We start from the raw sequence: 12,308 nt of genomic DNA, 5'->3' as shown, positions 1-12,308 counted from the left end.
CGGCCGGGGTGCGCGGCGCGGGTGCAGCAGCCGGGGTGCGCGGGGCCGTGGCGGCGGGAGCGGCGTCAGCCGGCGCATCCGTGCTGCCGCCGTCGACGCCGATGCGGCGCTCGAGACGTTCGACGCGGGCGAGGGCGCCGCGGGTGCTGTCGTCGGCGGCGGGGATGAGCACGCGCGCGATCATCAGCTCGAGGTGCAGGCGCGGCGAGGTGGCGCCGGTCATCTCGGTGAGGGCAGCGTTGAGGATGTCGGCGGTGCGGCTCAGCTCGGCGGGACCGAACTTGGACGCCTGCACGTGCATACGGTCGAGTTCGTCCTGCGGCACGCCGCGGAGCACGGCCGCGGCGGCGGCGGCGCTGGTGGCGGCGACGATGATGAGGTCGCGCATGCGCTCGAGCAGGTCTTCGACGAAGCGGCGGGGATCCTGACCGGTCTGGATGACGCGGTCGACGGCGTCGAACGCGGCCGAGGAGTTGCGGGCGGCGATGGAGTCGATGGCGTCGTCGAGCAGGGTCGCGTGGGTGTAGCCGAGCAGGGCCACGGCGCGCTCGTACTCGATCGCGTCGGTCTCGGAGCCGGCCATGAGCTGGTCGAGCAGCGAGAGGGTGTCGCGGGGCGAGCCGCCGCCGGCACGCACCACGAGCGGCAGCACGCCGGGCGCCACGGTCATGTTCTCGCTGTCGCAGAGCTGCTGCACGTAGTCGAGCATGGGCGCCGGCGGCACCAGCCGGAACGGGTAGTGGTGGGTGCGCGAGCGGATGGTGCCGATGACCTTCTCGGGCTCGGTGGTGGCGAAGATGAACTTCACGTGTTCCGGCGGCTCTTCCACGATCTTCAGCAGCGCGTTGAAGCCCTGCGGGGTGACCATGTGCGCCTCGTCGAGGATGAAGATCTTGTAGCGGTCGCGGGCGGGCGCGAAGATGGCGCGTTCGCGGATGTCGCGGGCGTCGTCGACACCGTTGTGGCTCGCCGCGTCGATCTCGACCACATCGAGGGAGCCGCTGCCGTCGCGGGAGAGCTCAACGCAGCTGGGGCAGACGCCGCAGGGGGTGTCGGTGGGGCCCTCTGCACAGTTGAGGCAGCGGGCGAGGATGCGGGCGGAGGTGGTCTTGCCACAGCCGCGGGGTCCGCTGAAGAGGTAGGCATGATTGACCCTGTTGGTGCGCAGGGCGGTCATGAGTGGATCGGTCACCTGGGACTGACCGATCATTTCGGCAAAAGTCTCTGGCCGGTAACGGCGATACAGGGCGGTAACCACGAGGTCAATCGTACTTGCTGCCACTGACACCCCGGTTGGTTGGTGCACAGGTCGGCGCAGGCGCATCCGCCCGGCTCGGCCGGCGGTACCTAAAGGCGGAGCGAGCCCGCGCGGATCAGGAGTAGTACAGGGCGACCGGGCGACCGTCTATCTGGCGCACGTCGACCTTGGTGTCGTAGACCGCCTCGAGAACCTCCGGGCGCATGATCTCGGCCGCGCCGGCATCCGCCACGACCCTGCCATCGCGCATGGCGACGATGCGGTCGGAGTAGGTGGCGGCGAAGTTGATGTCGTGCAGCACCACGATGACACGTTTGCCGAGCTCGTCGGCCATTCGGCGCAGCAGCTTCATGATCTCGGTCATGTGACGCAGGTCGAGGTTGTTCAGCGGCTCGTCGAGCAAGATGTACTTGGTGTCCTGCGCGAGCACCATGGCGATGAACGCCCGCTGCCGTTGCCCGCCGGAGAGCTCGTCGAGGAACCGGTTGCGAAAGTCATCGAGCGCGAGGTACTCGATGGCCCGGTCGACGTGGTCGCGGTCGGTGACCGTGAGGCGTCCCTTCGAGTGCGGGAAACGGCCGAACTCGACGAGGTCGTGCACGGTGAGGCGCGCGGCGATGTGGTTGTCCTGGCGGAGCACGGCGAGGGTCTTCGCGAGGTCGCTCGACCGGGCGGTGGCCACGTCCGAACCGTCCACGGCGACTCTGCCCGCCTCGGGACGGATGAGGCGCCCGACGACACCGAAGAGGGTTGACTTGCCGGCACCGTTGGGGCCGATGAGCGCGGTCACCCCCTCAGCACCGAAGGCGATGCTCACCTCATCGAGCACGGTGTGGCCGTTGTAGCGCTTGCTGACGCCGTCGAGCACGATCATCGCGCCCCCTTTCGCAGAACCAGATAGAGGAAGAAGAGCCCGCCGGCGAACTCGATGACCATCGAGAGGCTGCCGCCGAGGTTGAACACCTGCTCGAGCACGATCTGGCCGCCGAGCAGGCAGATCACCCCGATGAGCACGGCCGTCGGCAGCGTCCACACGTGGCGGAAGGTGCCGGCGTAGGAGTACGCGAGGTTAGCGACGATGAGGCCGAAGAACAGGATCGGCCCGACCAGAGCGGTCGACGCGGCGATCATCACCGACACGATGGTGAACAGCATCAGCAGGGTGCGCCGATGGTTCACCCCCAGTCCGACCGCCGCCGGCTCCCCCAGGGTCAACACATCGAGGATGCGCAGCAGTGGCGGGACGGCGGCGCAAGCGAGCAGCACCACGGCGCCGGTGAGCAACAACAGGGTCTCGTCGGGGCGGGTCAGCGACGCGAACATCGCGTCGGACAGCACCTGGAAGTCCAGCGGGTCGAGCATCCGCTGCATCCACTCGGTGAAGCTGCGGAAAAAGGTGCCCAGCACAATGCCGACCAGCAGCATCAGGTGGATCGAGCGGCGTTTGCCGCCGAACAGCCAGGTGAACAGGAACACGCTGAACGCCACCATCACCACGACCTGTACGAGCCAGAGGGTGAGTGGGTCGGCGCCCAGGAACGACGCCGAGCCGAGGAAGAACACGATCACCGTGGAGACGAGCACGTAGAAGGCGTCGAACCCCATGATCGACGGGGTGAGGATGCGATTCTGCGTGATGGTGTGGAACACCACGGTGGACACGCCCACCGCGGTGGCGACGAGCAGCATGGCGAGCACGGTGAGGCTGCGGATCTTGACCGCGAAGGCCAACGAGCCGGGCACATCCGTGAAGAAATACACCGCGACCAGGGTGAGCGCCACGACCGCGAGCAGGGCCAACCGCAGCCCGGGGCGGGCCCAGAGCGCGCCGAGCCGGGCGGGCGCCGGCGTGCGGCCGGTGACGGTGTCAGTGAGCACGACCCCTCCTTCGCAGTAGCAGCCAGAGGAACAGGGCCGCGCCGATGATGCCCACGATGACCGACAGCGGGATCTCGTAGGGGAAGCGCACCAGCCGGGCGATGATGTCGCAGGCGATCACGAACACGGCGCCGAGGCCGGCGATCCACGGGATGGACCGGCGCGCGTTGTCGCCGATGATGAGGCTGACCACATTGGGCACCACCAGGCCGAGGAACGGGATCACCCCGGAGGTCACGAGGACCGACGCCGTGATGAGGGCGACGATGACCATGCCCACGGCCACGACGCGGCGGTAGTCGAGGCCGAGGTTGGTGGCGAAGTCCTCGCCCATGCCGATGACGCTGAACCGGTCCGCGGCGAACCAGGCCACGACCACCATGGCCCCGGCGATCCAGACGAACTCGTAGCGGCCCTGCATCACCGAGGCGAAACTGCCCTGTGACCACTGCCCGAGCGACTGGAGCAGGTCGAGCCGATACGCGAAGAACACCGTGACCGACCCGACGATGCCGCCGAGCATGATGCCCACCAAGGGCACGAGCACCAGCTGGCGCACGGGCACCGCGCGCACGACCCTCAGGAACACCCAGGTGCCCAGCAGCCCGAACACCGCGGCGACGGCCATCTTGCCGACCACCGCCATCCCGGGCCAGAAAACGGTGCTGATCAGCATTCCGAGTGTGGCGAATTCGGTGACCCCGGTGGTGCCGGGCTCGACGAACCGGTTTCGCACCAGCATCTGCATGATCAGGCCGGCGATGCCCAGGGACGCGCCGGCCAGGAGAACGGCGACGGTGCGCGGGATGCGGCTGGTCACCAGGAGGAACGCCGCACTACTGTCGGGCCCGCCGGTGAGCAGCGCCAGCGGCGAGACATCGGAGACCCCGATGAACAGGCTCGCGATCGCGAGGATCCCGAGGATGGCGCCAATGAGCACCCCCACCCCGGTGCGCCGCGGACGGGCGGGCACCGGGGTGGGGGTGCGACGGGTGAGGAGGTCGGTCACAGTGTGCGGGCGATCCCGGGGGTCACTCGGCGATCTGCAGGACGTCGTCGATCATCAGCTGGGTGGTGGTGATGCCGCCGAACACGATGTACCAGGCGGTGGGGTTGAGGTAGACGATCTGGTCTCGCTGCGCGGCGGTGGTCTGCTTGACGATCGGGTTGTCGAGAACGGTCGCGGCCGCCTGGGCGTCCTCGGTGCCGGTCGCGGCGTCACGGTCGACGACCCAGAGGTAGTCGGGGTTCTGCTCGAGCAGGAACTCGAACGAGACCGGCTCACCGTGGGTGGCCGCCTCGATCTCTTCGACGACGGGCGTGACGCCGAACACGTCGTAGATCAGGCCGCCGCGGGCGTTGCGCCCGGTGGCGTCGGCGCCGGCGGGGGCCATGGCGTTGAGCTTGCCGCCGGAGACCATCAGGCCCAGGCCGGTGCCGGCATCCGCCGTCACGGCCTGTGCGTCGGCGATACCGGCCTCGAGGGCGGCCAGGGCGGCCGCGGCCTCGTCCTGAGCGCCGAGCACCTCACCGAGGAACTCGGTGTTGCGCTCGAGAGTCTCGAGGAACGAGCCGCTGATGCTCAGGTCGACGGTGGGCGCGATCGCGCTGAGGTCTTCGTAGAGCGCCGCCGAGCGGCCGCCGATGACGATGAGGTCGGGCTGCTCTGCTTCGATCGCGATGAGGTCGGCCTCGAAGAGAGTGCCCGCGTTGAATGCGTCGCTGGTCAGGTGCTCCTGCAGGTAGTCGGGCACCGAGTCCAGCGGGGCGCCGGAGATCTCGCCGCCGAGGGCACCGATGGTGTCGAGGCTGGCCATGTCGAACACCACGATGTTCTTGGGGTTGGTGGGCACCTCCACCGTGGTCGGCTCGTACTGCGGGTCTTCGTCTTCGCCGGCGATGTTGCGGTCCCACGAGAACGACACCGTCGTGGCCGCGGGGGTTGCGGCGGTGCCGGCAGTGCCGGCGTCGGCCTCGGTTGACGCGCAACCGCCGAGGATCAGCGCGGAGGCCAGGGCGAACGAGAGGGTCGCGAGAGGGCGGGTGAGGGACATCGGCGGGGCCTCCTGAGGCACTTAGGTTAGGCAATCCTTACTGGACCTTGGTTAGGGTAACCTAAGCTCTCAGAGATTGTCCAATGCGCACCCATGGCGCCGGACCCGCCGAGCCCGCCGAGCACGCGAGGCGGCGCAACCGTGCCCGAATCGGACAATTGCACCCTGCGTACCGGGTGCAATTGTCCGCTCGGGGAACAGTTGGGCGGGTTAGAAGTCGGTGTGGCCGAGGTCGGGGCGGGGGACGAAGCGGGCGAGGGTGCTCTCGGTGCCGTGCAGGCAGAGGATGACCAGCTCGTTGTCGGCCCGCAGCACCGGGCCGGGCACGTAGAGGGTGGTCTGCGGGCCTCGGTCCCAGAACCGGCCGAGGTTGAACCCGTTGATCCAGGCCTGGCCCTTGCCCCAGCCGGCGGTGCTGAGGAACAGGTCAACGCCGGGCTCGGCGGTGAACCTGCCGCGCACGAACGCGGGACCGCTGAGCGAGCCGGAACCGGCGAGATCGAGGGCGAAGCGGGCGCTGCCGGATGCGACGAACCCGTCGACGTCGAGCGGCAGCACCTGCCAGTCGGCCAGGGTGACGCCGTCGAGGGTGGCCGGGCCGATCAGGCCCTTGTCCTCGCCGATGCGCGGGCCGTAGTTGACCCGGCCCTGGTCCTCCACGAGCAGGTCGAGGCGCTCCCCCGGCGGTAGGCCGATCGAGCGGTCGTGGTGGTCGCGCTGCAGCACACCGACGGGGTTGCCGTCGACGAAGACCTGGGCGCGGTCGCGCACCTCGCCGAAGGAGAGTACGCGGGCACCCGGAGTCAGTCGGCTGCGGTACAGGGCGAACCCGGTGTACTGGCCGAGGGCATCCATGCTGGGAAGCCCGGTGGTCGGAGCGGCGCTTATGTCGGCCAACGCGGGTAGCTCGTCCCACAGCGACACGAACTCGTCGAGGGCGACCTCGAAGGCCGGGGCGGGCACGGCCGGGGCCGGCAACGACCCGGTCACCGCCGCGTACTTGGCGAGCACCTCGCGGAAGGCGAGGTACTTGGCGGTGACCTCACCGCTCTCCGAGAGGGGCGCGTCGTAGTCGTATGAGGTAACCGTGGGCTGGAACACGCCCTTGTCGTTGGCGCCGTTGGTGAAGCCGAAGTTGGTTCCGCCGGTGAACATGTACAGCGACACGCTGGCGCCGGTGGCGAGCAGGTCGTCGAGTTCGCGGGCGGAGTCCTCGGCGGAGGTGGTGTGGTGGTGCGCACCCCAGTGGTCGAACCAGCCGTTCCAGAACTCGGCGCACATCAGCGGGCCGGTGCTCTGGTGGCGGCGGAGCACCGCCAGGCGCTCGGTGGCGCGGGAGCCGAACGAGCCGGTTTTATGCAGGTCAGGCAGGCTGCCGTCGGAGAGCATCTGGTCGGTGGGCTGGTCGATGGTGGTCAGCGGCACCGTGATGCCGCCGGCCCGGTTGAGCTCGACGAGCGCGCGCAGGTAATCCTTGTCGTCGCCGTAGGCGCCGTACTCGTTCTCGATCTGCACCAGGATGACCGGGCCGCCCCGGTCGATCTGCCGGGACGCCACGATCGGCAGCAGCTGCTCGAAGTACTCGGCCACGGCCGCCATGTAGAGCGGCTCGTTCCGCCGCACCCCCACGGCCGGGTCGGTGAACAGCCAGCCGGGCAGGCCGCCGTTGTCCCACTCGGCGCAGATGAACGGGCCGGGCCGCACGATGGCGTACATGCCCTCGGCGGCGATCAGGTCGAGAAAGCGGGCCAGGTCCAGCTGGCCCACGGTGTCGAAACCTCCACGAGCCGGCGAGTGCGCGTTCCAGGCCACGTAGGTCTCGATGGTGTTCAGGCCCATCAGGCGGGCCTTGTGGATGCGGTCCGCCCAGTGATCCGGGTGCACCCTGAAATAGTGGATGGCCCCGGCGAGCACCCGGAACGGCTCACCGTTGAGGAGGAAGTCCTCGTCGCCGATCTCGAACGCGCCCATGATCAGGCGGCCGTTCGGGCGCGGCCGAGCACGGCGACACCGGTGGCCGGGAGGGTGAGCGAGTCCGCGGCGAGAGTGCTGCCGCCGAGGTCGACGGCCACGAGCGTGCCATCGGCCTTGCCCAGCGGCACGGTCACGGCCCTGTCGGAGTGGTTGATGTAGAAGAGAAACTCCATGTCGTCGGACTGACGCACGGCGAGCTGCACGATGCCATGCACGGCATCCGGCAGCGGCGAGACGATGTGGGCGGCGGCGGCGAACCGGCCGACCAACGCCACCAACGCGTCGGGGTCGAGGACCGTGGCGACGAAGCTGGCCCGGCCGCCGGACTCCGTCGAGACCACGCGGCTGGTCACCGCCGGCACACCGGGGAACGGGCCGTTCTGGAAGCGGGCGAGCACCTGGACATCGGAGGCCACGGTGACGTCGTGGGTGAGCAGCGACCCCGTGGACCCGGCCGGCAGGTCGCCGGACAGGCCGACGGCCTGGCCCGGCTGCAGGCCGCCGAACTCCTCGGCGCGCACGCCGAGCAGCTCGCGGAACGCGCCGGGGTAACCGCCGGGGTGGATGTGGTCGTCGGGGTCGGCAATGCCGGAGAACACGCCGACCACCAAGTGGCCGCCGGTGCGGGCATAGTCGGCCAGGGCATCCGCCAGCGGCTGCGGCACGATGTAGAGCATCGGCGCGATGACGAGGTCGTACCCGGCGAGGCCGTGACCGTTCAGCACCGACCGGGCCGGCACAATGTCGGCCTGCAGGCCATTGGTGAGCGCGGCGGTGTACCAGGCCATGGCCTCGGCCTTGTAGCGCAGCAGCTCGGTGGGGTGCGAGTCGAGTTCGGAGGCCCACCAGGAGTCCCAGTCGAAGAGGATGCCGATGCGGGCCTGCTTAGTGAGGCTGCCGGCGACCTCGGCCAGGGAAGCGAGTTCGCCGCCGAAGCGGGTGACGCTCCGGAACACCGAGCTGTTCTCCCCCGCGTGCGGGAGCATCGCGGAGTGGAACTTCTCGGCGCCGGCCAGGGACTGGCGCCACTGGAAGAAGCAGATCGCGTCGGCGCCGTGGGCCAGGTGGGTGAGGCTGTCCCGGCGCAGCTGGCCGGGGGTTTTGGCCTGGTTCACCGGCTGCCAGTTGACGGCGCTGGTGGAGTGCTCCATTAGGAACCACGGCTCCCGGCCGGATATCTGGCCGGTGAGGTTGGCCGAGAACGACAGCTCCTCGAACGCGGCGGGGTCGGCCACGAGCAGGTAGTGGTCGTTGGAGACCAGGTCGATCTCGCCGGCCCAGTCGGCGTAGTCCATGCCGCGGGACTCGCCCATCACCATGAAGTTGGTGGTGATCGGCACGTCGGGCGTGATCTGGCGCAGAATCTCTCGCTCGGCGACGAGGTAGCCCTTGAGAGCGTCGCTGGAGAACCGGGCGAAGTCGAGCTGCTGGGTGGGGTTCGGATGCGTCGCGGCCAGCCGCGGCGGCAGGATCTGGTTCCAGGAGGTGTAGTTCTGCGACCAGAAGGCCGTGCCCCAGGCCCGGTTGAGTTCGGTGAGGGTGCCGTAGCGGGCCTCGAGCCAGGCGCGGAACGCCGCTGCCGCGTCGTCCGAGAAGTCGTAGACGTTGTGGCAGCCGAGCTCGTTGCTGATGTGCCACATCGACAGGGCCGGGTGGTCGGCGTAGCGTTCGGCCATTTTCTCGACCAGGGCCAGCGCGTAACGGCGGAACACCGGTGAGGTGGGACGCCACTGCTGGCGGCCGCCCGGCCAGATGGTTTCGCCGACCCGGTTCACCGGCAGCACCTCCGGGTGCAGCTCGGTGAGCCACGGCGGCGGGCTGGCGGTGGCGGTGGCCAGGTCGACGGCGATGCCGTTGGCGTGCAAGAGATCGATGGCGCGGTCGAGCCAACCGAAATCCCAGCTGTCCGGGGTGGGCTGCAGCAGCGCCCAGGAGAAGATGCCGACGCTGACGATGTTGACACCGGCCTCGCGCATCAGGCGCATGTCTTCGGCCCAGACCTCTTCGGGCCACTGTTCGGGGTTGTAGTCGGCGCCGTAGCCGATGCGGGCGGCGTCGGCGGGCAGGCTCTCGGTGCCGTCGGCGAGGGTGTGCGCCTCGGGCCAGCGCACCCAGCGACGCTCGATGGTCGAGACCGTGCTCACGGCGCTCATGCTGCAGCCTTGGCGGCCAGACGCACGATCGACCAGGACAGCGCGGGCAGCACGACCGTGGCGGCGGTTCCGTCGTCGGCCAGTGTCACATCCGTCAAGTCGACCGGGTGCACGGTGTCTTGATGATCAACAGTGTTGGTGGCGAACCGGTCACCACCCTCCGGCGCGAACAGGCTCTGCGCTGAGAGCACCGAGTCAGCGGGGGCGCCGGCCAGGTCTACCTCGAGGGTGAGCGGGTCGGAGCTGGAACGGTTGACAAGGAACAAGACGATCTCCTCGTCGGTAGCGGTCACCGCGGCATCCGATAGGTCGACGGTGCCGTGTTCCCTGGTGTCGTAGGTGTCGGAGTGGATGGTGGCGGCCAGCACGTCGCCGTGGGCGGCGGTTGCGGTGAGGGCGAACGGGAAGAAGGTGGTCTGGCGCCAGGCCGGACCGCTGGGCTCGGAACGGATCGGCGCGATGACGTTCACGAGCTGGGCGAGGTTGGCCATGCTGACCCGATCGCTGTTCCGCAGCAGGGAGATCAGCAGGGACCCCACCACCACGGCGTCGCTGACGTTGTATTCGTCCTCGATCAGGCGCGGCTGCGTGTTCCAGTCGCCGGTGAACAGGGGTTCCTTGTCGACCTCGTTGAACCGGGTCTGGTACCAGACGTTCCACTCGTCGACGCTGATGCCGATGGATTTGTCGAGGCCCTGCGCCACGGTGACCTCGTCGATGATCTGGGCGACGTCGCCGATGAAGCGGTCAAGGCCCACGCCGGAGGCGAGGAAACTGCCGAGGTCGCCGGGCTTTTCCTCGTAGTAGGCGTGCAGGGAGATGTGGTCGACGAGCTCCGCGGTGTGCTCGAGAACGGTGCGTTCCCAGCTGCCGAAGGTGGGCATCTCGGCGTTGGAGCTGCCGGCGACGACGAGTTCGATGGTGGGGTCGACCCACTTCATCACGCGGGCGGTTTCGGCGGCGAGGCGGCCGTATTCCTCTGCGGTCTTGTGGCCGATCTGCCAGGGGCCGTCCATCTCATTGCCCAGGCACCAGACGCGGATGCCGAACGGTTCGGTGCGGCCGTTGGCTTGGCGCTGGCCGCTGAGCGCGGTGCCGGCCGGGTGGTTGGAGTATTCGAGCAGGGCGGCGGCCTCGGCGATGCCCCGGGTGCCCAGGTTCACGGCCTGCATGATCTCGACGCCGGCGCTCTCGGCCCAGTCGGCGAATTCGTGCAGGCCCACTTCGTTGGTCTCCACGGAGTGCCAGGCCACGTCCAGGCGCGTGGGGCGGTCGGGGCCGACGCTGTCTTCCCAGCGGAAACCCGATACGAAGTTGCCGCCCGGGTAGCGGATCAGGCTGGGGTTCAGCTCACGCACGAGGTCCAGCACGTCTTGGCGGAAGCCATCCGCGGTCGCGGTGGGGTGCCCGGGTTCGTAGATACCCGTGTACACCGAGCGGCCCATGTGCTCGACGAACGAACCGAAGAGCCGGGGTGAGACGGGGGCCACGATGTCGTCGCGGGAGATGCTGAGCCGGGCGTGAAACACGAAGGAGATCCTCTGGTTGGAAGCTGATGGTGCGCAAAGGGTGGGCCGTCCGGTCGGACGGGCCCACCCTGTGCCGCTGCGTTACTCGGTGACCGTGAAGCCCTGCTCGTTGCCGTAGGCGACGATGGCCTTCTGCCAGTCGGTCAGGCCCGTGTTGAGGTCGGACTTGTCGGCGTAGGACTGGCCGACGGTGTCGGAGAAGATGCTGTTCGAGTAGACCTGGAACGGCAGGTAGCTCCAGCCTTCGACGACGTCCTTGGCGGACTGGACGAGGACCTCGTTGATCTTCTGGCCGCCGAAGTACTCGCTCTCGGCGCCGAGGAACTCCTCGGACTCGAGGTCGGCGACGGTGGACGGGAAGCCGCCGGCGTCGATGGAGATCTGGGTGCCTTCCCCGGAGTTCATGAACTCGACGAAGCCGGCCGCGGCGAGCTTGTTCTTGCTCTGGGCGAGCACGGCGTCGCCGCCGCCACCGTTCTCGGCGCTGGCGGTGTCGCCGGCCTCATAGACGGGCAGCGGGGCCACACGCCAGTTTCCGGAGGCTTCCGGCACGCCGGATTCCAGGTTGCCGGGCATCCAGGCGCCGATGTTGAGGGTGGCGATGGTGCCGTCGCCCAGTCCCCGGTACCACTCGTCGCTCCAGCTGGTCGTCGGTGCGATGAGGTCCTTCTCGAGCAGCTTGTTCCAGGTGTCGGCGAACTTCTTCGACCCCTCGTCCTGCAGGTTGATCTCGACGTTCGTGGAGTCGGTGGTGGTGAACGGCTGGCCGCCGGCCTGCCAGATCATGCTGGTGGCGAAGCCCGCGTCGCCGGTGTCGTTGGTGATGTAGGCGTTCGGGTTGGCCGCGTGGAGTTTCTCGGCGGTGGCGATGTACTCGTCCCAGGTGGTGGGCACGGTCAGGCCGTACTGGTCGAACACGGCCTGGTTGTAGAACATGGCCATGGGGCCGGAGTCCTGCGGCAGGGCGTAGACGCCGCCGTCGAGGTTCACCGATCCCCAGGTGCTGGCGGTGTACTGGTCTTCGAGGGAGTCCAGACCGAAGTCGCTCAGGTCGACGAGGGCCTCGGAGAGAGCGAACTGCGGCAGCGCGTAGTACTCGATCTGGGCCACGTCGGGTGCGCCGGAGCCGGCCTTGATGGCGTTCTGCAGCTTGATGTACTGGTCGTTGCCGGTGCCGGCGTTGACCACGTCGACCGTGACGTTGGGGTACTTCTTTTCGAATGCGGTGGCGATGTCTTCCACGGCCGGGGCCCAGGCCCAGACGGTGAGGGTGGTCTCCTCCTGCAGGGCGGCCTCGATGTCGGCGGCGGTGCCGGTCTCGGCTCCGCCTCCGCCGGTGGAGGCGCAGGCGGCCAGGGAGACGCTCAGGGCGAGTCCGGTGGCGACGGCGAGTGCGGTGCGGCGCAGGCGCGTGTTGCTGTGTGGTGCTTTCATTGGGGTGCCTTTCACTTCCTTGTAAACG

The 12,308-nt window shown here is 68.8% G+C and carries 9 protein-coding genes; all 9 read right to left on the bottom strand.

From position 1 onward, the window contains the following. Positions 1-1,210 (bottom strand): DNA polymerase III subunit gamma and tau (locus C3B61_RS04750; RefSeq protein WP_244285834.1); only part of this gene is annotated, 1,210 nt, incomplete at its 3' end. A 163-nt stretch (positions 1,211-1,373) separates the two neighbouring features. Next, the gene (locus tag C3B61_RS04745) at positions 1,374-2,132 is read right to left on the bottom strand and encodes an iron ABC transporter ATP-binding protein (protein WP_103459724.1); all 759 of its coding nucleotides are present in this window, start codon (positions 2,130-2,132) and stop codon (positions 1,374-1,376) included. Further along, on the bottom strand, positions 2,129-3,136 hold the full coding sequence (locus C3B61_RS04740; RefSeq protein WP_208858773.1) for an iron chelate uptake ABC transporter family permease subunit: 1,008 nt from the start codon (positions 3,134-3,136) through the stop codon (positions 2,129-2,131). Before C3B61_RS04740 ends, C3B61_RS04745 begins: the two co-directional genes overlap by 4 nt. Further along, positions 3,126-4,145, bottom strand: a complete 1,020-nt coding sequence (locus C3B61_RS04735) for an ABC transporter permease (protein WP_208858772.1) — start codon at positions 4,143-4,145, stop codon at positions 3,126-3,128. Before C3B61_RS04735 ends, C3B61_RS04740 begins: the two co-directional genes overlap by 11 nt. A gap of 22 nt (positions 4,146-4,167) precedes the next feature. Further along, positions 4,168-5,190 carry a siderophore ABC transporter substrate-binding protein gene (locus C3B61_RS04730; protein ID WP_103459723.1) on the bottom strand — a complete coding sequence of 341 codons (1,023 nt, stop codon included), beginning with the start codon at positions 5,188-5,190 and terminating at the stop codon, positions 4,168-4,170. A gap of 210 nt (positions 5,191-5,400) precedes the next feature. After that, positions 5,401-7,161: a glycoside hydrolase family 35 protein gene (locus tag C3B61_RS04725; RefSeq protein ID WP_103459722.1), complete on the bottom strand. Its 1,761-nt coding sequence runs from the start codon at positions 7,159-7,161 to the stop codon at positions 5,401-5,403. A 2-nt stretch (positions 7,162-7,163) separates the two neighbouring features. Continuing rightward, the gene (locus C3B61_RS04720; RefSeq protein ID WP_103459721.1) at positions 7,164-9,317 is read right to left on the bottom strand and encodes a beta-galactosidase; all 2,154 of its coding nucleotides are present in this window, start codon (positions 9,315-9,317) and stop codon (positions 7,164-7,166) included. Beyond that, positions 9,314-10,846 carry an arabinosylfuranosidase ArfA gene (arfA, locus tag C3B61_RS04715; protein ID WP_241990423.1) on the bottom strand — a complete coding sequence of 511 codons (1,533 nt, stop codon included), beginning with the start codon at positions 10,844-10,846 and terminating at the stop codon, positions 9,314-9,316. Before arfA ends, C3B61_RS04720 begins: the two co-directional genes overlap by 4 nt. An 81-nt stretch (positions 10,847-10,927) precedes the next feature. Then, positions 10,928-12,280, bottom strand: a complete 1,353-nt coding sequence (locus C3B61_RS04710) for an ABC transporter substrate-binding protein (protein WP_103459720.1) — start codon at positions 12,278-12,280, stop codon at positions 10,928-10,930. Positions 12,281-12,308 lie beyond the last annotated feature (28 nt).

The sequence above is a fragment of the Cryobacterium zongtaii genome (genome assembly GCF_002909375.1).
In the GTDB taxonomy this organism is placed as follows: domain Bacteria; phylum Actinomycetota; class Actinomycetes; order Actinomycetales; family Microbacteriaceae; genus Cryobacterium; species Cryobacterium zongtaii.
Note: the sequence above shows the minus strand (reverse complement) of the source record. Positions and strands in the feature narration are given on the sequence as shown.